20 protein-coding genes are annotated in these 19,934 nt (G+C 64.3%); 9 read left to right on the plus strand and 11 right to left on the minus strand.

Going from position 1 to position 19,934, the window contains the following annotated elements:
* The 7 genes from H8B02_RS32005 to H8B02_RS32035 form a co-directional block, all read right to left on the minus strand.
* The coding region (locus H8B02_RS32005; RefSeq protein WP_229169891.1) for a P1 family peptidase at window positions 1-135 on the minus strand (135 nt) is incomplete at its 3' end.
* A gap of 169 nt (window positions 136-304) precedes the next feature.
* On the minus strand, window positions 305-1,423 hold the full coding sequence (locus H8B02_RS32010; RefSeq protein WP_229169878.1) for a branched-chain amino acid ABC transporter substrate-binding protein: 1,119 nt from the start codon (window positions 1,421-1,423) through the stop codon (window positions 305-307).
* 166 nt (window positions 1,424-1,589) lie between these two features.
* Complete coding sequence (locus H8B02_RS32015) at window positions 1,590-2,324, minus strand: ABC transporter ATP-binding protein (RefSeq protein ID WP_229169892.1); 735 nt, start codon at window positions 2,322-2,324, stop codon at window positions 1,590-1,592.
* Between the two features lie 11 nt (window positions 2,325-2,335).
* Entirely contained in the window at window positions 2,336-3,169 is an 834-nt protein-coding gene (locus H8B02_RS32020) for an ABC transporter ATP-binding protein (protein ID WP_229169879.1), read from the minus strand.
* Complete coding sequence (gene livM / locus H8B02_RS32025) at window positions 3,166-4,491, minus strand: high-affinity branched-chain amino acid ABC transporter permease LivM (RefSeq protein ID WP_312001405.1); 1,326 nt, start codon at window positions 4,489-4,491, stop codon at window positions 3,166-3,168. The genes H8B02_RS32020 and livM overlap by 4 nt, the downstream gene beginning before the upstream one ends.
* Before the next feature lie 10 nt (window positions 4,492-4,501).
* Window positions 4,502-5,419, minus strand: coding sequence for an ABC transporter permease subunit (locus H8B02_RS32030; RefSeq protein ID WP_229169880.1), 918 nt, complete (start codon window positions 5,417-5,419; stop codon window positions 4,502-4,504).
* A gap of 399 nt (window positions 5,420-5,818) precedes the next feature.
* Entirely contained in the window at window positions 5,819-6,577 is a 759-nt protein-coding gene (locus H8B02_RS32035) for a hypothetical protein (protein ID WP_229169881.1), read from the minus strand.
* Window positions 6,578-6,762: 185 nt separating this feature from the next.
* On the opposite strand from H8B02_RS32035, the gene H8B02_RS32040 reads away from it, so the two are divergent.
* The gene (locus H8B02_RS32040) at window positions 6,763-7,305 is read left to right on the plus strand and encodes a hypothetical protein (protein WP_229169882.1); all 543 of its coding nucleotides are present in this window, start codon (window positions 6,763-6,765) and stop codon (window positions 7,303-7,305) included.
* On the opposite strand, the gene H8B02_RS32045 is transcribed toward H8B02_RS32040, so the two are convergent.
* The 4 genes from H8B02_RS32045 to H8B02_RS32060 form a co-directional block, all read right to left on the minus strand.
* Complete coding sequence (locus H8B02_RS32045; protein ID WP_229169883.1) at window positions 7,285-7,677, minus strand: carboxymuconolactone decarboxylase family protein; 393 nt, start codon at window positions 7,675-7,677, stop codon at window positions 7,285-7,287. The two genes, H8B02_RS32040 and H8B02_RS32045, sit on opposite strands and share 21 nt — an antisense overlap.
* Before the next feature lie 39 nt (window positions 7,678-7,716).
* Window positions 7,717-10,143: an SIR2 family protein gene (locus H8B02_RS32050; protein ID WP_229169894.1), complete on the minus strand. Its 2,427-nt coding sequence runs from the start codon at window positions 10,141-10,143 to the stop codon at window positions 7,717-7,719.
* Between the two features lie 183 nt (window positions 10,144-10,326).
* A complete protein-coding gene (pcaD, locus tag H8B02_RS32055; protein WP_229169884.1) occupies window positions 10,327-11,109 on the minus strand; it encodes a 3-oxoadipate enol-lactonase in 783 nt (260 codons plus the stop codon).
* A gap of 24 nt (window positions 11,110-11,133) precedes the next feature.
* Window positions 11,134-12,489, minus strand: coding sequence for a 3-carboxy-cis,cis-muconate cycloisomerase (locus H8B02_RS32060; RefSeq protein WP_229169885.1), 1,356 nt, complete (start codon window positions 12,487-12,489; stop codon window positions 11,134-11,136).
* 211 nt (window positions 12,490-12,700) lie between these two features.
* Here H8B02_RS32060 and H8B02_RS32065 point away from each other — a divergent pair, with 211 nt between their 5' ends.
* The 8 genes from H8B02_RS32065 (at window position 12,701) to H8B02_RS32100 (ending at window position 19,820) form a co-directional block, all read left to right on the plus strand.
* A complete protein-coding gene (locus H8B02_RS32065; protein ID WP_016840413.1) occupies window positions 12,701-13,147 on the plus strand; it encodes an SRPBCC family protein in 447 nt (148 codons plus the stop codon).
* A gap of 168 nt (window positions 13,148-13,315) precedes the next feature.
* Window positions 13,316-13,801 carry a (2Fe-2S)-binding protein gene (locus H8B02_RS32070; protein ID WP_229169886.1) on the plus strand — a complete coding sequence of 162 codons (486 nt, stop codon included), beginning with the start codon at window positions 13,316-13,318 and terminating at the stop codon, window positions 13,799-13,801.
* 37 nt (window positions 13,802-13,838) lie between these two features.
* Entirely contained in the window at window positions 13,839-14,645 is an 807-nt protein-coding gene (locus H8B02_RS32075; protein ID WP_229169887.1) for an FAD binding domain-containing protein, read from the plus strand.
* A gap of 102 nt (window positions 14,646-14,747) precedes the next feature.
* On the plus strand, window positions 14,748-15,656 hold the full coding sequence (locus tag H8B02_RS32080) for an AAA family ATPase (protein ID WP_229169888.1): 909 nt from the start codon (window positions 14,748-14,750) through the stop codon (window positions 15,654-15,656).
* 137 nt (window positions 15,657-15,793) lie between these two features.
* Window positions 15,794-16,996: a vWA domain-containing protein gene (locus H8B02_RS32085; RefSeq protein ID WP_176530354.1), complete on the plus strand. Its 1,203-nt coding sequence runs from the start codon at window positions 15,794-15,796 to the stop codon at window positions 16,994-16,996.
* Window positions 16,997-17,025: 29 nt separating this feature from the next.
* Window positions 17,026-17,349, plus strand: a complete 324-nt coding sequence (locus H8B02_RS32090; RefSeq protein WP_021077800.1) for an XdhC family protein — start codon at window positions 17,026-17,028, stop codon at window positions 17,347-17,349.
* Between the two features lie 168 nt (window positions 17,350-17,517).
* A complete protein-coding gene (locus H8B02_RS32095) occupies window positions 17,518-18,219 on the plus strand; it encodes an XdhC family protein (RefSeq protein ID WP_229169889.1) in 702 nt (233 codons plus the stop codon).
* Complete coding sequence (locus H8B02_RS32100) at window positions 18,216-19,820, plus strand: NTP transferase domain-containing protein (protein ID WP_229169890.1); 1,605 nt, start codon at window positions 18,216-18,218, stop codon at window positions 19,818-19,820. Before H8B02_RS32095 ends, H8B02_RS32100 begins: the two co-directional genes overlap by 4 nt.
* The last annotated feature ends 114 nt before the right edge of the window (window positions 19,821-19,934 follow it).

A 19,934-nucleotide genomic window follows, 5' to 3' on the forward strand; every position in this document is an offset into this window, starting at 1 on the left:
CCGGCCGCCGCCGCGGACATCGATCGAGGCCACCGCCGGCCGCTCGAACAGGATGGCGGTGACGCCGGAGGCGATCACCGCGTCGTCGGCGTGGCCGACGCTGACGCCGGCAATATCGATGAGAAGGTTTTTCACGATCGAGTCCGTCCGCCTGCTGTCCGATCGATCCGGTATAGCAGCCGCGGCGGAAGCATCAACCGCCCGGCGCGGGCGCCTGCGGTACGACTTGCAGGTATCAGATCAAAAAACGCCCCGGCTGACCGGGGCGTTTTTCGTATCGCTGATGGGATCGGGCGCGAGAGGCTCAGGAGCCCTTCGGATTGATCTCGGTGTAGTTGCCCTTGGCGTCCCACTTGTAGACGACGTAGTCGATCGCCTTGATGTCGCCCTTGGCGTCGAAGCCCATCTTGCCGAGCACGGTGTCCCAGTCGCCGGCCTTGATGGTGTCCATCACCTTCTTGGCGTCGGTGGTGCCGGCCTTGGCGACGGCCTGCGTCCAGACCTGCATCGCGGCGTAGGTGTAGAGCGTGTAGCCTTCGGGATCGATGTTCTTGGCCTTGAACTTCTCGACGATCGCCTTCGCGGTCGGCTTGTTGCGCGGATCGGGGCCGAAGGTGAACAGCGTGCCCTCGGCGGCGGGGCCGGTGATCGAGGCGAACTCCTTGTCGTTCATGGCGTCGCCCGCCATCAACACGGTCTGCAGGCCCTGGTCGCGCATCTGGCGCAGGATCAGGCCGGCTTCCTGATGGTAGCCGCCGACATAGACCAGATCGATATTGTCGCGCTTCAGGCGCGAGACGATCGAGTTGAAGTCCTTGTCGCCCTTGTTGTAGGACTCGAACATCTTCTCCTGGAAGCCGGCCTTGTTCAGCGCCTTCTTGGTCTCGTCGGCGAGGCCTTTGCCGTAGGTGGTCTTGTCGTTCAGGATCGCGACGTTCTTGCCCTTGAAGTTCTTCATGATGTAGTCGGCGGCGACCAGGCCCTGCTGGTCGTCACGGCCGCAGACGCGCGCCACGTTCCACAGCTTGCGCTCGGTGAACAGCGGGTTGGTCGAGGCCGGGGTGATCTGCAGGACGCTGGCGTCGGCATAGGCCTCGGAGGCCGGGATCGATGACGACGAGCAGAAGTGGCCGGCCACGAACGGGATCTTCGCGGAGCCGATCTTTTCCGCGATCGAGCGCGCCTGCTTCGGATCGCAGGCATCGTCGTTGGCTTCCAGCGCGAGCTTCTTGCCGAGCACGCCACCGGCGGCGTTGATGTCGGCGACTGCCTGCTCGGCGCCGTTCTTCATCTGCCGGCCAAAAGCGGATTCGGAGCCCGTCATCGGGCCCGCGACTGCGATGGTGATGTCTTGCGCGAACGCGCTCGCCGATAATGCGAACGAAGCGCCCAGTGCCAGGCCGATCAGCTTCAGTGATTTCATGAGACGTCCCTCGTGGTCGTTGCCTCTTGCGGAAGGGCCCGGCACGCCGGGCCCCAAAACCGCGGGCATTCTCGGCTGATTTCGCGGCGAAGTCACCGGCAATTTTCAGGCAAATCGACGCTGCATCAGCCTCATCCTGCTGCAAGGGGCGGCGCTCAGGGCTGAGCTAGCCGCGGCGGCCGCCTTCCAGATAGGCGGCGCGGATTTCCGGGCGCTGCAGCAATTCGGCGCCGGTTCCGGCCAGCGTGATCAGGCCGTTGACCATGACGTAGCCGCGATGGGCGAGCTTCAGCGCATGGTTGGCGTTCTGCTCGACGATCAGCACGGTGAGGCCGTCCTGCCGGTTCAGCGTGCGGATGGCGTCGAAGATCTGGCGCGCGATCAGCGGCGCCAGGCCGAGCGAGGGCTCGTCCAGCATCAATAGGCGCGGCCGGCTCATCAGGGCGCGGCCGATCGCGAGCATCTGCTGCTCGCCGCCCGACAGCGTGCCGCCGCGTTGTACGACGCGCTCCTTCAGACGCGGAAACAGCGCAAACACGCGCTCCAGCCCGGCCTCGCGTTCGGCCTCGCTGCATTCGGTGGCATCGGCGCCCATCTGCAGGTTTTCCGCGACGCTCATGCGCGGAAAAATCCGCCGGCCCTCGGGCGATTGCGCGATGCGCAGCCGCGCGATCTCGTGGGTCGGCACGCCGGTGATGTCGTGGCCGTCGAATTCGATGGTGCCGGCGCGGGCGCGCGGCCGGCCGAAGATCGTCATCATCAGCGTCGACTTGCCGGCGCCATTGGCGCCGATCAGGGCGACGATCTCCCCTCGATTGATCGCGATGTCGACGCCCTTCAGCGCCTCGATCTTGCCGTACGCCGCGTGCACGCCGCGCACCGCGAGCAGGGGTGTGGTCATCGCTGCCGCGCTCACGTGCCGCTCTCCATCACGGCGATCGCCTCTTCCTCGTCGGCGCCGAGATAGGCGGCGATCACCTTGGGGTCGTCGCGCACCGCCTGCGGCGTGCCTTCGGCGATCTTGACGCCGTAGTCCATGACCACGATGTGATCGGAGATCTCCATCACCACAGACATGTCATGCTCGATCAAGAGGATCGAGGTGCCCTGTTCGTTGCGGATCGACAGCAAGAGCTCGTTAAGGCCGCCGCTCTCGCGCGCGTTCAGTCCGGCCGCGGGCTCGTCGAGACAGAGCAGCGCAGGTTCAGTGCACATCGCGCGCGCGATCTCGAGCCTGCGCTGGTCGCCATAGGGCAGATTGCCCGCGGCGTCGTCGGCGCGGTCGAGCAGGCCGACGCGGTTGAGCCAGGTCCGCCCCAGCTCGATGGCGCGCGCTTCGGCCTCGCGCCAGGACGGCAGGCCGAGCAGGCCGAGCAGGGTCAGGCCCGAGGCGCGCATCAGAGCATTGTGCTGGGCGACCATCAGGTTTTCCAGCGCGGTCATGCCGGGAAACAGCCGGATGTTCTGGAAGGTGCGCGCCACCTTGGCCTGCTTGGAGATGCGGAAATCGTTCAGCCGCTCGAGCTGGATGGTGCGGCCGTCATCATGGGCGAGGCGGATCGCGCCGCCGCTCGGCCGGTAGAAGCCGGTGATGCAATTGAACACGGTGGTCTTGCCGGCGCCGTTCGGCCCGATCAGCGCGGTGATCTTGCGCCGCTCGGCGGCGAAGGAGAGTTCGTTGACCGCGACGATGCCGCCGAAGCGCATCATCAGGCGATCGACGATGAGGATGTGGTCGCCGCTCATCCGTGGCCCTCCTTGACGAGGTCGGAGGAGATCGCCTGGTTGCGCTCCAGGAATACGGTTGGCGCGCGATGGCCGATCAGTCCGCGCGGCCGCCAGATCATCAACAGCACCATCGCGATGCCGAACACCAGCATGCGGTATTGATCGAGGCCGCGAAACAGCTCGAAGCCGCCGATCATGGCGAGCGCCGCAAGCGCGACGCCAAGTTGCGAGCCCATGCCGCCGAGCACGACGATCGCAAGCACCAGCGCAGATTCCTGGAAGGTGAAGGACTCCGGACTGATGAAGCCCTGCCGGGTGGCGAAGAATGCGCCGGCCAGGCCGCCGAACATCGCACCGGTCGCGAACGCCGTCAGCTTGGTGGTTGTGGTGTTGATGCCGAGCGCGCGGCAAGCGACCTCGTCCTCGCGCAGCGCCTCCCAGGCGCGGCCGATCGGCAGCCGCCGCAGCCGGATCGTCACCCAGTTGGTGAGCAGCGCCATCGCCAGGATCACATAGAACAGGAACACGAGGCGGTGGGTCGGCGAGAACTCGATGCCGAGCTTGGCGGCAAGTCCGTCATCGCCCGGCGTCAGTGGAATGCCGAACATGGTCGGGCGCGGAATTCCCGAGACGCCGTTGGGGCCGCCGGTCAGGCTTTGCCAGTTGATGATGACGAGGCGGATGATCTCGCCGAAGGCGAGCGTCACGATCGCCAGATAATCGCCGCGCAGCCGCAGCACCGGGAAGCCGAGCAGCACGCCCCAGAACGCCGCCAGGATGCCGGCGAGCGGCAGGCAGACCCAGAACGACAATCCGAAATTGGTCGCGAGCAGCGCGTAGGAATAGGCGCCGACCGCATAGAAGGCGACATAGCCGAGGTCGAGCAGGCCGGCGAGCCCGACCACGACGTTTAGTCCCCACCCCAGCATCACATAGGTCAGGACCAGGATCGACAGATCGAGAATGTAGCGCTGGTTGTAGAAGATGACCGGCACGAGGAAGGTGAACACCAGGAGCGCAGGCGCCAGCCAGCGGCCGGCGAAGGAGATCGCCGATTGCACCGGCTTCGGCACAATGCTGTCCTTGTCGACCGGCCCCCACCATTGCCGCAGCAGCTCGACGACGATGCTGCCGCCGAACACGGTGGCGACGAGGGCGGCGAGGTCGCCGAACCGCGTCCAGTAGATCAGGCCGCCTTGCGGTCCGGCCTCGGTGCGCACGCCGATCATCAGCGAGAACAGCACCAGCGCGACCAATGCGCTGATCAGGGCTTTCTTGAGAATGAAGGCGCTGCCCGAGGGCTGCGCGGCGGGCGATGGGCGGGCTGAGGTCGCGCTCACGAAGTGCCTGTCAGACTTTTTCGACTTCGGGACGGCCAAGCAGGCCGGTCGGCATGAAGATCAGCACCACGATCAGGATCGAGAACGCGGCGACGTCCTTGTACTCCACCGAGAAATAGGCCGACCAGAACGTCTCGATCAGGCCGATCGAGAGCCCGCCGAGCATCGCGCCCGGCAGTGAGCCGATGCCGCCGAGCACGGCGGCGGTGAACGCCTTGATGCCGGCAACGAAGCCCATGAAGAAATCGACCAGGCCGTAATACAGCAGGTACATCATGCCGGCGACGGCGGCGAGCGCGGCACCGATCACGAAGGTCATCGAGATGGTGCGGTCGACGTCGACGCCGAGCAGTGCGGCCATGGTCTGGTCCTGCTCGCAGGCGCGCATGTCGCGCCCGAGCCGCGTGCGCGACACCAGCCAGGTGAACAGTGCCAGCACCACGATGGTGGCGAGCACGACCATGATCTGGATGTTGGAGAGCTGAACGGCGAAGCCGGACGCGCCTTCATGCAGTGTGTAGCCGCCGGTGATGATCGGCGGCACCGGCTTGACGCGCGCACCCTGCGACACCTGCGAGAAGTTGGTCAGCACGAACGACATGCCGATCGCCGACAGCATCGGCGCCAGGCGGAACGAATGCCTCAAGGGCCGGTAGGCGATGCGCTCGATGGTCCAGCCATAGAGCGCGGTGATCGCCATCGAGACCAGCAGCACGATCAGAAGGATCAGGGGGATCGCGGTGAGGCCGAGCGACACCAGCACCAGGAACGAGATCAGCGCGATGAAGCCGCCGATCATGAAGATGTCGCCATGGGCGAAGTTGATCATGCCGACGATGCCGTAGACCATCGTGTAGCCGATGGCGATCAGGCCATAGATCGAACCGAGCACGAGGCCGTTGATCAGTTGCTGGGCGAAATAATCCATGCGCTGCCGTAACTCGAGGGGTGACGCGCCGAGGGCCCCCGGCAGCCTGATCCGTCGCGTCGTGGTATTTTCTAACAGTGGAACCCCGGCGGCGGCAACAGCGTGGCAGCAGCAGACGAGGGCTTTTACATAACTACTTCGGCGGGTGCGGTTCCGATGTCACAGGGTCGACACCTCGTTGCCTTGCAATGATCGCGCCGGAACCCGTGTTGGCCGAGCCACGGCGGCAATCTGAAGCCCGGGGAGCAGCAGGATCCGCGCCGGCAGGGCCAGAAGCCCAATCCGGAGCACTCATTCGGGGCAATTGAGCAGATGCAACAAGAGGGTCTCGCCGAATGGCGAAGCCCTTCTTGTTTGGGACTTGTCCTTCTTTGGGTGTTCTGTTTCTGGCTGTGTTGTTCAGGCCAACTGATCGGCGAAGCGGCCGCGGAAGGCATATGAACCGAAATGCGTGAGCTCGCTTCGAAGGTCCAGCCAGATTTCGCCGCCGAGGTCGATCCAGCGCCGGCAGAAGGCGTAATCTTCGGACAAATACTCGCCGGTCGTCTTGTCGATCATGCATTCGAACAGCGAGAGGCGGTCGAGGTCGGCGCGAACCAAGTCGCCGGTGTTCAGGTCGTTGCTCTTGTGGTTCGCCCGATATTTGAGCTCGGGATGGGCGTCGCACAGCCTGACGAGGGCGGATCGCTTCATCATCAGGAAGCCGGTTCCGGCATATCGGACCTTGGCGAAGCCATCGCCGCGAGCCGTGAGCTGGTCGCCCTCCCATGTGACGACATAGTCCAGCGAGGAAGACGCGAGGTTCTTGCGCTTGGCTTCCGCAGCCCGCTGCACCTTTGCCCAATCGATGTGCTTGAGCGGGTAGGCCGCGGCCGCAACATCGGTGCCGCAATCCAGCAGCCGGAACACGGCCTCGGGTTCGAACCCGATATCGGCATCGATGAACAGGAGATGGCTGGCGCCGGATACGAGGAACTGGTGGGCCAGTTCGTTCCGGGCGCGCACGATCAGCGATTCGTTTCCTATCAGGTGGAACTGGATGTCGATGCCCCGGGCAGTGGCCGCAGCCTGAAGCTTCAGGGCGGACAGCACATAGGCCATCTTCAGGTCGCCGCCGAAACAGGGCGTCGCGACGAAAACGCGGGTTCTTTCGGTCATTTTACCCCCTTTATCTCGGCCGGCGCAGGTCCTCCTGGCCGGGCCCGATCGCATCGATCCGGAACCATCGCACCGCGCTTAACCTTAACAAAGGGTTTAAATTGCTGCTGGCAATCGATCGGCGTTACCTCGCAGGCTGAACCGTCGCCGATCCAAAAGGCGCCGGAGAGAAGCGGGAAGCGGCAATGTCGAGCAACTGGCGGATCAGCTCCTTCAACGGCGCGCTGCTTGCGGCCTATTTCATTCCGGTCTGGACCATCATCGCCTTCAGCATCATGGTGTCGCCGATCCACGGCCTCTATGAGCGACCGAGCGTATCGATCGCGCTCTACGCCAGCGACTACCTGCACCTCGGCAAGATGGCGACGGTGCGGCTGGCATGGCTGCTGGCGCTGGCGCGGATCACAGTGGTGGCGTTCTTCGCGGTCTTCCTCGCGATGGCCGCGTTCTCGCCGTTGCGCAGGACCAGCAGCGGCGCCGACGAGGCGCTGGCGGTGGCGCTCTGCCTCGGCAGCGTGCTGAGCTTCGCCAGCATGATGATGGCATCCAAGGTCGGCGAGATCGAAGCGTTGCGCATGCATGCGGCCGAGCTTCTGATGCTGCTCGGCACCGCGATCGTGATGCTGTTCGAGACCTCGCCGAAGCGAACTGTCGAGTCGTCCGCCACCAAGGCACCGGCCGCCGAGGCCAGCACACCGGCGAGCGAGCTATCCCTTCAGCAGCCCTAGTTCGGCGATGATCGCGCCGGCTTCCTTGACGGCGTGATTGGCCGCGGGCACGCCGCAATAGATCGCCTGCTGCAGCAGGATCTCCTTGATGTCCTCGGGCGTGAAGCCGCCTTCGCTGAGCGCTGCGCGCACATGCAGGCGGAACTCGTCCCACTGGCCGAGCGCGACCATGGTGCCGATCACCAGCACGCGGCGCGTGCGGTGATCGAAATGCGGCCGGGTCCAGATCTCGCCCCACGCATAGCGCGTGATCAGGTCCTGGAAGTCGGTGTTGAACGCGTTGCGGTTCTTGATCGACTTGTCGACCCATTCATTGCCCAGCACCTTGCGGCGCTGCGTCATGCCGTCGTCACGGCGCTGATTGTCGTCCATCGTATCCCTAGCGTGGTAGCCGGTCGTAGCTGGCAAGCACTACTTATCGCTTTCATCCAGAATCTCAAGGCAATCGAAGATGCTCTTCCTTGCGGTGGTGAGCATCCTCGATGGCCTTACGGCTTTCAGCTCCTCGATCCGCTTCGTCCATTCGATGAGGATGGCGCGCGTCATTTCCTTCTGCTTCTTCGAAAACGCGATCACGCGCATTTCGACAAACTCCGGGAAAAGCATCACCACCTTGAAGGGGTGGTTGCCGGTGCTCTTCATGTAGGTTTGTTGCATCGCAAGCTGGCTGGATTTCTGGAAAGATTCGAAGAAATCAGACCACAGGTTCGTCTTGGACCTGCTCTCGATCAGGAACTGGGCGTAGCTGTTCTCGATCTTGTAGCGATAGAAGTCCGAGCGGCGATCCAAGATCTTCATGGCCTCCATGAAATATCGGTTCGCTGCGGTGTAGTCGCCGAACGAGCTGGCGGCGATTGCGTATTGCAGCCAGTAGTAGGGGCTGAAGTCCTTGTAACCCAGGTTGCCCACCTGATCGTAGAAGTCGGCGATCTTGAGATACTTGTTCTTCGTCACACCGATCAGGGAGTCGATGTTCGAGAATTGCATCACCTTGCTGTTGAAGGTTCGGTACCGTTCCGCGCGCCTGAATCTCTCGGAACTGGTTGCCAGCGCGCGCTTCAGGACATCGAAGATGACGAGATCCGAAACGATGTTCTTCAGGACGTATCGCGCCAGAATGGGCGATCGTGCCAGCACCTCGATTCCGGAAAGCGCAAAGAACTCCCGTACGTAGCTGTCCTTGATCATCGAGTTGATCTTGAAGACGTCGAATCCCAGCAGTTCCGACAGGAACTCGTAGGTCGGGCGCATTTCGATCGCGTTCATGATGAGAGCCAGGACAATCGCCGGCTGCCCCTCGTTCGTGCCGCGACCGAAATAGGCCCGGATCTTTTCGTCGGCCGACACCGAGCCCACCACGCCGAGCATGACCGATTGCATCTCGTATCGGCAATCTCGCGCAATGATCTTCTCCTTGTCGGAGGACGTTTTCGCCTTCGGAAAGTTTGACCAATACGCGCCGGAATTGAGAATTCTGATCAGGGCCGCGACGTCGACCTCCAGTATCTTGTTGACGTCGAACTCGACCGTGGATTTTGGAACCACGTGCCTCAGTTCCGTTAGCTTGATCTCGAATGCCGACGAGCGCGCCGTCAAAACGATCCGGGCGCGCGATAGTTGCGAAAACAGCGGAGCCAGCAGGTCATCGTTGTCGATCAACTCTTCGACGACGATGACGTAGTCGGTCAGCTTGCTGAAGAATTCGATATCGAAGGCAAATACGTCCGAGCGGCGAGCGAAGGTGAAGACCCGCAGCCTCGCGGATAGCAGCTGGAATATGATCTGCTCCAGCACGAGCGTTTTCCCGTTGCCCGTCTGGGCATGAATCACCACGCTCGATCCCTCGTTGTTGAGGGCAGCGACGATGTTCGCTGCTATCGCGCGATTGACGACATACTCTCGCGAGGGGGACAGCTTCGACGACCAGAACAGTTTTCGGTCATAAACGCCCCGGATCAGCAGCGCCGCAACGTCCCTGTCCGTGATGGTTTCGGCCACCGGCATCGCAGGCAGCAGGACTTCTTCGAAGTTTTCCGGACCCAGCACATTGGTCGCGGAAATTCCGTTCGTCAAAACTTCGGAGATGACCTCTGCGAGGCCTTCGTTTCCGACCTTCAGCACGCTTCCAAAATGCTTCAGAAACCGCTCGTCCGCGTTGGATAGCCCCTTCCACTGGATCGCGACCGTCTTCTCCTTCAGGTTCGGGTTCTCGCCCAGGATTCGGGAGATGTCGGTGTCGTAGAGCGAATAGCCGGCGAACACGATCAGGTCCGAAAGCAGGAAGTCCTGCCGCAGCGTCGCCGCCCAGCCGGAAGCAAACAGGTTTGAATCGATATAGGACGTGAACGTCAGGGCGAAGTCGTCGATCGTGGTTTCGCTGTCGATTGCCCCGACATATCCATTGATGTGAACAATGTGGCGATCGTCACCCTCGAATGTGAGCGGGATCGATGCGCGGGAAAACGACCGAGGTCGTGCTCCGTTGGGGGCGGCGACGTGTTCGGCAACGTCGTCATAGTTGGTGGTGTAGATGCGCTTCCAGGGGTAGTTGAGAACTGTTCGCTGTTGTTCGGTGATGTTCTTGATCGAGAATGTCGACTTGATCAGCTTCACCAAAGCGAGCGGATCGCCGTTCTGTTCCTGATAGATTTCCGACAGGATCGTCAGGGGAACGGAGCTGTTCTCGCCGATGGCTTGCGACAGTTCCGCCGCAAAATCCTTGGCAAGCGGTACCGGTACGTCCCGACTGTTGGTTGCTCCGTCGGAAAAGCCAGCGCCCAGAAAAAGAATGGCGCCGCCGGGGCGTGGGTGCGCCAGCTTGCGGCGAAGATCCTCCATCGTAATCACTTTTGAATCCCTCAAAAATTACGGTGCCTATCCTTGTCGGTTGATCAATGGGGCATCCTAAGGTTGAAATTTGGCCATTCTGATATGCGTCAGGATGCGATGCAATCGAAATAGAGTGGATTTTCTAGAAAATGGCTGGGGTCGCGCGGCGATTCCGCGAGCGACCTTTGTTTCCTAACGTTGCGTCAGGAAGCCGACCACGGCTTCGGTGAAGGCGTGCGACTGCTCGACATTGGAGATGTGCGCGGCATCGAGCAGTGTCATGCTGGCGCCGGGAATGCCGCTGCGGATCATTTCACCCGCCGACACCGGCGTTGCCATGTCCTGCTTTCCCGCGATCACCAGGGTTGGGCTCTTGATCTTCGGTAGCAGCGCGCGCTGGTCGAGCGTCGACAGCGCTTCGCAGCAGGCGAGATAGCCCTCGACGGGAGAGGCCAGCAGCATCGCCTTCATGCGCGCGGCGGTCTCCGGCTCGCGCTCGCGGAAGTCGGCAGTCAGCCAGCCCGCGATCACGGCATCGGCGACGGCCGCGATGCCGCCTTCCTTCACCGCCTTGATGCGGTTCAGCCAGTTGGTCGGATCGGGATAGTAGCAGGCGGTGTTGGCGAGGATGATCTTGCCGAATCTTTCAGGGGCGTTGGCGCCGAGCCATTGCCCGACCATGCCGCCCATCGACAGGCCGCACCAGTACACCTTCTCGATGTTGAGGTCGTCGAGGATCGCAAGCACGTCGCGGCCAAACCGCTCCATGGAATAGGGGCCGGCCGGCACGCCGGATTTGCCGTGGCCGCGACGATCGTACCGGATGACGCGGAACATCTGCGTCAGCGCCCGCATCTGCGGCTCCCACATCTGCAAGGTGCAGCCGAGCGAGTTCGACAGCATCAAGGTCGGTCCGCCGTCGCGGCCATCCACCTGGACGTTGAGCAGGCACCCATCGGCGTTGATCATCGGCATCGTTTTGTCCCTCTCGTCATCCCGCTACTTGTCATCCAGTGAAGCCAGCAGGCGGTCGATCAGCGCCTGCGAGGCACCCTGATAGGCCATCGGCTCGAACAGTTCTGCGATGCGCTTGGCATCGAGATGCGCGGTGACCTTGGTCTCCGCCGACAGCACGTCGCGCAGATGCTTCTTCTCCGCGACCGCTTTCTTGCTGGCGGCTTCGATCAGATGATGAGCGTCGCTCTTGCCGATTGTTTCGGCCAGCGCAAAGGTGACGGCTTCCGCCATGATCAACCCATGAGTCGCATCGAGATTGACGCGCATCCGCGCGGCATCGACCTCGAGCCCTTCGGCGAGATCGACGATGGCGGCGAGCGCGCCCGAGGTCACCAGCATCAAGGTCGGCAGGGTCGGCCATTCCGCGTGCCAGGGACCGGCGCTGCGCTCATGGTCCTGCACCTGCGCGGCGAAGATCGTGGCAGTGAGGTTCGGCGCCATGGTCGCAGCCCCCAGCGCGCTCGCGGCGGCGACCGGATTGCGCTTGTGCGGCATGGTGGAGGAGCCGCCGCGGCCGGCGCCCGCGGGCTCGAAGGCTTCGCCAACATCTGTCTGCATCATCAGCGAGACGTCGCGCGCGATCTTGCCGCAGCTGCCGGCGAGGATCGCAAACACCGACGCGGCCTCCGCGATGCGGTCGCGGTGGGTGTGCCAGGGCGCATCCGGCAGGGGCAGATCCAGCTCTTTCGCAAGGCAGGCTGCGACCGCCAGGCCGTTGTCGCCGAGCGCGGCAAGCGTGCCGGCGGCGCCACCGAATTGCACGGCCAGCGTCTCGCGGCGCAGGCGCAGCAAGCGCTTCCGGGAGCGATGCAGGGCCGCGGCATATTCGGCCAGCTTCAGACCAAACGGCATCGGCAGCGCATGCTGCAGCCAGGTCCGCGCCACCACCGCGGTGTTGCGATGGGCAAGGGCAAGCCCGGCAAAACCCGCAATGGCGCGGTCGAGATCGGCGAGCAGCGCATCGATGCCGGCGCGCAGCGACAGCATGGTCGCGGTGTCGATGACGTCCTGGCTGGTCGCGCCCCAATGCACATAGCGCGCCGCCTCGGCATCCTTTTTGGCGACGTTGGCGGTGAGGGCCTTCACCAGCGGGATCGCCAGGTTGCCTGATCGCGTCGCGGCATCGGCCAGCGCGGCGAGGTCGAATGATTCGGCCTTGCAGGCGCTAGCGATCGGTCCCGCGCTAGCCGCGGGAATCACGCCGCAGGCCACTTCGGCGCGGGCCAGCGCGGCCTCGAAATTCAGCATGTTCTGCAGGGTGGCGGCGTCGTCGCACACCGCGCGCATCGCGGCGCTCGACAGCATCGGCGCAAGCAGGGGGGACAGGGCTGTGCTCATGGCGCGCGACCTAACCACTGTCGCGCGCTCCTGCCAATGGCCCGCCGCTGCCGCCAATTTCGGCAGCGGCGATTGCGCGATTTTGTGAACGGCGGACGCGTCTTGCTGCGGTGCGAATATGCATCGCTCATCCTCCGAAGGTGCCCTTTCCTTTGCGTCCCGGCTGCTTTACTTGGGGCTAAAGGTTTCTTGCGATCGAGGAGGTCCCCCCATGGCCATGACAATGACCGGCGAAGTCCAGCTTGCAGCGCCGCGCCAGGCTGTGTGGGACAAGCTCAACGATCCCGAGGTGCTGAAGGCCTGCATTCCCGGCTGCGAAGAGCTGGAGAAGACCGACGAGGGCGGCTTCCGCGCCACCGCGAAGATGAAGGTCGGCCCGGTCTCCGCCCGCTTCAAGGGCAAGGTCACCTTGAGTGATCTCGATCCGCCGAACGGCTACAAGATCTCAGGCGAAGGCGAGGGCGGGGTGGCCGGCTTCGCCAAGGGCGGCGCCACCGTCGGCCTCGCCGACAAGGATGGCGGCACGCTGCTGAGCTACAACGTAGAGGCGCAGATCGGCGGCAAGCTCGCCCAGCTCGGCCAGCGCCTGATCAACGGCGCCGCCAAGAAGCTGGCGGACGAATTTTTTGCAAATTTCGCCAAAGCGGTGCAGGGTTAACCCTGCAGGCGGGCCGGCTCATTCAGGCCCCGCCATGCCTTGCCGTTATGTCCTGGATGGGTGGCTCGAAAGGTTGCCCATCGCGGGGCGCGCCCATATTATGCCGTCTGGAATGATTTTAAACCGCCTGCTTCGCCGATATGCGGTGGCGCAGATAAGAGAGTGCTGATGGCCAAGATTTCAATGATCGTGAACGGTAACCCCGTTAACGCGAATGTCGACCCCCGTACCCTTCTGGTCCAGTTTCTGCGCGAAAACCTGCGGCTGACAGGTACCCATGTCGGCTGCGACACCTCGCAGTGCGGCGCCTGCGTCGTGCATCTGGACGGCAAGGCGGTGAAGTCCTGCACGACGCTTGCGGTGATGGCCGACGGTCATGAGGTCAAGACCATTGAGGGGCTGGCGTCCGATGGCGCGCCACTGCATCCGATGCAGGAGGCCTTCCGCGAGCATCACGGCCTGCAATGCGGCTTCTGTACGCCCGGCATGATCATGACCGCCGTCGACCTTGTGCATCGCAAGGGCCACGACCTTTCCGACGAGGTGATCCGCGAAGAGCTGGAAGGCAATCTGTGCCGCTGCACCGGCTACCAGAACATCGTTGCTTCGATCGCCGCCGGTGCCAAGGCGATGGCGAAGTTGGATCTCGCTTAATCAGCCATTCGTCGCGATCTGCGATCAGGACATTCCAATGTACGAATTCAAATATCATCGCCCCGGCACCGTGCGGCAGGCCGCCAACCTCCTGGTGAAGAACGAGGACGCCAAGCTGATCGCCGGCGGTCATACGCTGGTGCCGGTCATGAAGCAGCGGCTCGCGAGCCCGCCGCATCTGGTCGACCTCTCCCACATCGAAGGCCTCGACACGATCGAGATGAAGGGCCGCTCGCTGGTGATCGGCGCCACCGCCAAGCACGCCGAGGTCGCGAACTCCGCGGTCGTGGGCGAGGCGATCCCGGCGCTGGCCGAGCTTGCCGGCATGATCGGCGATCCCGCCGTGCGCCACCGCGGCACCATCGGCGGCTCGCTCGCCAACAACGACCCGACCGCCGACTATCCGGCCGCGGTGCTGGCGCTGGGCGCGACCATCGTCACCAACAAGCGCCGCCTCAAGGCCGAGGAATATTTCCAGGGCCTGTTCACGACCGCGCTGGAGGCCGACGAGATCATCACCAAGGTGATGTTCCCGCTGCCGAAGAAGGCGGCCTATGTGAAGTTTCGCAACCAGGCCTCGCGTTATGCGTTGGTCGGTGTGTTCGTGGCCAAGCGTCCGTCCGACGTGCGTGTCGCAGTCACCGGCGCGGGCTCCGACGGCGTGTTCCGCGTCACCGCGTTCGAGGAGGCCCTGAAGAAGCGCTTCTCGCACAAGGTGCTCGACGGCATCGCGGTTCCCGCCGACGGGCTGAACAGCGACCTGCACGGCAGTGCGGAATACCGCGCGCATCTGATCGGCGTTCTGACGCGCAGGGCGGTGGAAGCCGCCAACGCCAAGGACTAGATCCAAGGGACTGGATCCCGAGATCTAGATCGTAAGGTCTAGATCCAAGACCTAAACGCACGGCGTGATTTTGCTAACCCCTGTTCGAAGACTGGCCGTTCCATGAGTGCATCGGCGTTACCCACTTCCGTCGATGCGCTCGAGCAGCTCTTGACGTCGCGCGGCTATCTCGCCGAACGGTCGCTCGCGACCGTGACCTATCTCGCGCTGCGCATGGGGCGGCCCCTGTTCCTCGAAGGCGAGGCCGGCGTCGGCAAGACCGAGATCGCAAAGGTCCTGTCGGCGGCGCTCGGGCGCAAGCTGATCCGCCTGCAATGCTATGAAGGTCTCGACGTCGCCTCTGCCGTCTATGAGTGGAGCAGCGCGGCGCAGATGATCGCGATCCGGCTCGCGGAAGCCTCCGGCGACACCGATCGCGACCAGCTTGCGAGCGACATTTTCGCCGAACGCTTCCTGATCAAGCGGCCGCTGCTGCAGGCGCTCGAGCCCGACGTCGCAGGTCCCCCGGTGCTGCTGATCGACGAGCTCGACCGCGCCGACGAGGCGTTCGAGGCGTATCTCTTGGAAATCCTCAGCGACTTCCAGGTCACCATCCCCGAGCTCGGCACCGTGAAGGCGCCGGCGCCGCCGATCGTCATCATTACTTCGAACCGCACTCGCGAGATCCACGACGCGCTGAAGCGGCGCTGCCTCTATCACTGGGTAGATTATCCCACAGCCGACCGCGAGCTCGCGATCGTCAAGTCGCGGGTGCCGAACATTTCCGCGAAGCTGTCGCAGCAGGTGGTCCGCTTCGTGCAGGCGCTGCGCAACCAGGATTTCTACAAGTCGCCGGGCGTCGCCGAGACCATCGACTGGGCCACCGCGCTGTCCGAGCTCGACGCGCGCTCGCTGACGCCGCAGGTGGTCGGCGACACGCTGGGCGCGCTCTTGAAATACCAGGACGACATCGCGCGGATGCAGGGCGATGCGTTGCAGAAGACATTGAAGGAAGCGACGAGCGAGACGTAAGGCTCGCGCGTCACAACATCGTTCGTCATTCCGGGATGCGCCGTCAGGCGCAGGCCCGGAATCCATAACCACCATCGTGAGTATGGATTCCGGGCTCTCGCTTCGCGATCCCCGGAATGACGGGAGTGGATAGTTCGATGCCGATCAACCACCTCGCGCCTCCGACGGGCCACATGGCCGACAACGTGATCGGCTTTGCCCGCGCGCTGCGGGCGGCCGGGCTCCCGGTCGGGCCGGGCTCGGTCATCGATGCGCTCGATGCGCTGCAGCTGATCGAGGTCGGGCATCGCTCCGACTTCTACGCCACGCTGGAGGCGATCTTCGTCAAGCGCCATGAGCATGCGCTGATCTTTCGCCAGGCCTTCGAGCTGTTCTTCCGCGCCGCCGAGGAGTGGAAGAGCATGCTGGATTCCGTCCCGCTGCCCGACCACGCCAGGAAGAAGCCGCCGCCGGCCTCGCGCCGCGTCCAGGAGGCGATGGCGCAGCCGGCAAAGAGCGAGGAGCGGCCGCAGGCCCAGGAGCAGGAGCTGAAGCTCTCGGTCTCCGACAAGGAGGTGCTTCAGAAGAAGGATTTTGCGCAGATGACCGCGGCCGAGATCGCCGAGGTGACGCGCGAGATCGCCAGGATGCGGCTGCCGCAGGCCGAGCTCGTGACCCGCCGCTACCAGCCGGATGCGCGGGGCCTGCGGCTCGACATGCGCCGCACCGTGCGCAACTCGCTGCGCACCGGCGGCGAGATCATCGATATCCGAAAGCTCGGCCGGATCGAGAAGCCGGCGCCGATCGTGGCGCTGCTCGATATCTCCGGTTCGATGAGCGAGTACACCCGCCTGTTCCTGCACTTCCTGCATGCCATCACCGACTACCGCAAGCGGGTCTCGGTGTTCCTGTTCGGCACCCGCCTAACCAATGTGACGCGCGCGTTACGGGCGCGCGACCCCGACGAGGCGCTGGCGAGCTGCACGTCCTCGGTCGAGGACTGGGCCGGCGGGACGCGGATCGCGACCTCGCTGCACACCTTCAACCAGCTCTGGGCCCGCCGGGTGCTCGGGCAGGGCGCCATCGTCCTCCTTATATCCGATGGACTAGAACGCGAGGCCGATGCCAAACTGGCCTTCGAGATGGACCGATTGCACCGCTCCTGCCGCCGCCTGATCTGGCTCAACCCGCTGCTGCGCTATTCCGGCTTCGAGGCCAAGGCCCAGGGCATCAAAATGATGCTGCCCCACGTTGACGAATTTCGCCCGGTGCATAACTTGACGTCCATCAAGGGCTTGATCGGGGCGCTGTCATCCCCGCCGCCGGCGCACCACCGCAGCCTGATCCGCTCTGTAGCCTAAGAAGCCTGACCCGATAGCAGGAGGCCACCATGCTGAACCGCGACGAAGACATCCTTCAGGCTGCCGAGACCTGGCAGAAACAGGGCCACGGCGTGGCGCTCGCCACCGTGGTCGAGACCTGGGGCTCGGCGCCGCGCCCGGCCGGTTCGAGCCTCGTCATCAATGACGACGGCACGTTCTTAGGCTCGGTGTCCGGCGGCTGCGTCGAGGGCGCGGTCGTCACCGAGGCGCTCGACGTGATCGCGAGCGGCCAGCCAAAAATGCTCGAATTCGGCGTTGCCGACGAGACGGCCTGGAATGTCGGCCTGTCCTGCGGCGGCACCATCCGCGTGTTCGTCGAGAAGGTCGGGTAGTGCCGCCGATTTGAAGTTCCTGTAGTGTATGCCGCGCGTGCGGTTCAGGAACTTCAAATCGATAAGCGGCACTACAATCGTTAAGTTGCAAGTGCGCCTCTTGTTTCCGAAGTTCGTACGAGAGGGCGCCGCGAGAGAGGTACGAACTTCGGAAACGGGGCACTTGTCGTGAAACTCGAGGTCCTCAAGGAGCTGAACGCCGAGCGCGCCGCGCGCCGCCCGGTCATCATCGTCACCGACACCGCCAATGGCGAGCAGCGGCTGGTCAAGGCCAAGGACGTCGCCGCCGATCCGCTGCGCGCCGAGCTTGCCAAGCAGCTCAGGATGGGCAAGAGCGGCAATGTCGAGGTCGCGGGCAAGAAGCTGTTCCTCAACGTCTACGCGCCGACCGCAAAGCTCGTGATCATCGGCGCGGTCCATATCAGCCAGGCCTTGGCGCCGCTGGCGCGCTCGCTCGACTACGACGTGACGGTGGTCGATCCGCGCACCGCCTTTGCAAGCCCCGAGCGTTTCCCCGACGTGCCGCTGGTCGCCGAATGGCCCGACGTCGCGCTGCCGCCGCTCAACGTCGATCACTACACCGCGTTCGTCGCGGTGACGCACGATCCCAAGATCGACGATCCGGCGCTGCTGCACGCCTTCGACCGCGACTGCTTCTACATCGGCGCCCTCGGCTCGCGGAAGACCCATGCCAAGCGTGCTGAGCGGCTGCGCGCGCAGGGCGCCAAGGACAGCGACATCGCGCGCATCCACGCGCCGATCGGCCTCGACATCGGCGCGGTGTCGCCGTCGGAGATCGCGGTCGCGATCATGGCCGAGATCACCGCGCAGCTGCGTCTGCCTCCCAAAGAAAAAGAAGAAGCGGCATGAAGTTCGGTCCCGCCAGTCCGGCCGACGCGATTGGCGGCGTCACCGTGCATACGCTCCGCCAGGGCACGCTGGTGCTCAAGAAGGGCACCACGATCGGCCCTGATGAGGTCGAGGCGCTGACCAAAGCCGGCGTCAAGGACGTCGTCGTGGTGCGGCTCGAGGAGGGCGATGTCTCCGAGGACGTCGCGGCCGCCAGCATCGCGCAGGCGGTGGCGGGCGAGGGCGTCAATGTCGAGCGCGCCTTCACCGGCCGCGCCAATCTGTTCGCGGCACGCCCCGGCGTGCTGGTGGTCGACCGCGCCGCGGTCGATCGCATCAACGGCGTCGACGAGGCCATCACCTTTGCAACGCTCGCGGCGTTCAAGCCGGTGGTCGAAGGCGAGATGATCGCGACCGTCAAGCTGATCCCGTTCGGCGTCGAGGGCCGGTTGCGCGATGCCGCCGTGGCCGTCGCCGGCAAGGGTACGCTGCGGATCGCGCCTTACGTGATCCGGAAGGTCGGCGTGGTCTCGACGCTGCTGCCGGGCCTCGCGCCGAAGGTGATCGATAAGACGCTGCGCGTCACCGCCGAACGGCTCGCGCCGGCCGGCGCCGCCATCATCGCCGAGCGCCGGGTGCCGCATGACGAGACCGTGCTCGCGGCCTCGATCAAGGAATTGCTCGGCCTCGGCGCCGAGCTCGTCATCGTGTTCGGCGCGTCGGCGATCGCCGACCGCCGCGACGTCATTCCGGCCGCGATCACCGAGATCGGCGGCGCGATCGAGCATTTCGGCATGCCGGTCGATCCCGGCAATCTGCTTTTGATCGGCAGCGCCGGCGGCGTGCCGGTGCTGGGCGCGCCGGGCTGCGCGCGCTCGCCGGTCGAGAACGGCTTTGACTGGGTGCTGATGCGGCTGCTTGCCGGCATCAAGGTGAGGCGATCGGATCTCACTGGCATGGGCGTCGGCGGCCTGTTGATGGAGATCGTGACGCGGCCGCAGCCGCGCACCGTTCCCGATACCGAAGGCAACCGCAATGTCGCGGCGATCGTGCTCGCCGCCGGCCGCTCGACCCGAATGGGCGGCCCGAACAAGCTGCTCGCCGAGATCGACGGCAAGAAGCTCGCGCGCATCGTCGCCGAGCAGGCGCTGGCCTCGAAGGCCTCGGAGGTGATCGTCGTCACCGGGCATCAGGCCGATCTGGTCGAGCAGGCGCTTGATGGACTCAAGGTCAAGTTCGTCCGCAACCCGGATTTTGCCGGCGGGCTCGCCAGCTCGGTGAAGGCGGGCATCTCGGCGGTCTCCGACAGCGCCGATGGCGCGGTCGTCTGCCTCGGCGACATGCCGCTGATCGATGCGAAGCTGATCGATCGCCTGATCGAAAACTTCGCACCCGACCGCGGCCATCTGATCGCGATCCCCGTCAGCGAGGGCCGCCGCGGCAATCCGGTGTTGTGGTCACGGCGCTTCTTCAGGGAATTGATGACGCTCGACGGCGACATCGGCGCCCGTCATCTGATCGCGAAGCATGTCGAGGTGGTCGCCGAGGTCCCGGTCGAAGGCAACAGCGCCTTCCTCGACATCGACACGCCGCAGGCGCTGGAAGCGGCGCGGCGCGGGTAGCTCCATCCGCCGTCGTCCCGGCCAAGCGAAGCGCGAGCCGGGACCCATAACCACAGGATGCAATTGTTGTGCGACGCTGGGGCCCCGGCGAATTCGATTACACAAGACGGTGGT

The sequence above is a fragment of the Bradyrhizobium altum genome (genome assembly GCF_020889705.1).
Lineage (GTDB): Bacteria > Pseudomonadota > Alphaproteobacteria > Rhizobiales > Xanthobacteraceae > Bradyrhizobium > Bradyrhizobium altum.

Coding starts and splice junctions, on each gene's coding strand:
- H8B02_RS32040 (WP_229169882.1), top strand. CDS start 6,763: ATGTCGAGCAACTGGCGGATCAGCTCCTTCAACGGCGCGCTGCTTGCG.
- H8B02_RS32065 (WP_016840413.1), top strand. CDS start 12,701: ATGGCCATGACAATGACCGGCGAAGTCCAGCTTGCAGCGCCGCGCCAG.
- H8B02_RS32020 (WP_229169879.1), bottom strand. CDS start 3,169: ATGAGCGGCGACCACATCCTCATCGTCGATCGCCTGATGATGCGCTTC.
- H8B02_RS32050 (WP_229169894.1), bottom strand. CDS start 10,143: ATGGAGGATCTTCGCCGCAAGCTGGCGCACCCACGCCCCGGCGGCGCC.
- H8B02_RS32035 (WP_229169881.1), bottom strand. CDS start 6,577: ATGACCGAAAGAACCCGCGTTTTCGTCGCGACGCCCTGTTTCGGCGGC.
- H8B02_RS32100 (WP_229169890.1), top strand. CDS start 18,216: ATGAAGTTCGGTCCCGCCAGTCCGGCCGACGCGATTGGCGGCGTCACC.
- H8B02_RS32030 (WP_229169880.1), bottom strand. CDS start 5,419: ATGGATTATTTCGCCCAGCAACTGATCAACGGCCTCGTGCTCGGTTCG.
- H8B02_RS32010 (WP_229169878.1), bottom strand. CDS start 1,423: ATGAAATCACTGAAGCTGATCGGCCTGGCACTGGGCGCTTCGTTCGCA.
- H8B02_RS32075 (WP_229169887.1), top strand. CDS start 13,839: ATGTACGAATTCAAATATCATCGCCCCGGCACCGTGCGGCAGGCCGCC.
- H8B02_RS32015 (WP_229169892.1), bottom strand. CDS start 2,324: ATGACCACACCCCTGCTCGCGGTGCGCGGCGTGCACGCGGCGTACGGC.
- H8B02_RS32090 (WP_021077800.1), top strand. CDS start 17,026: ATGCTGAACCGCGACGAAGACATCCTTCAGGCTGCCGAGACCTGGCAG.
- pcaD (WP_229169884.1), bottom strand. CDS start 11,109: ATGCCGATGATCAACGCCGATGGGTGCCTGCTCAACGTCCAGGTGGAT.
- H8B02_RS32080 (WP_229169888.1), top strand. CDS start 14,748: ATGAGTGCATCGGCGTTACCCACTTCCGTCGATGCGCTCGAGCAGCTC.
- H8B02_RS32060 (WP_229169885.1), bottom strand. CDS start 12,489: ATGAGCACAGCCCTGTCCCCCCTGCTTGCGCCGATGCTGTCGAGCGCC.
- H8B02_RS32085 (WP_176530354.1), top strand. CDS start 15,794: ATGCCGATCAACCACCTCGCGCCTCCGACGGGCCACATGGCCGACAAC.
- H8B02_RS32045 (WP_229169883.1), bottom strand. CDS start 7,677: ATGGACGACAATCAGCGCCGTGACGACGGCATGACGCAGCGCCGCAAG.
- H8B02_RS32070 (WP_229169886.1), top strand. CDS start 13,316: ATGGCCAAGATTTCAATGATCGTGAACGGTAACCCCGTTAACGCGAAT.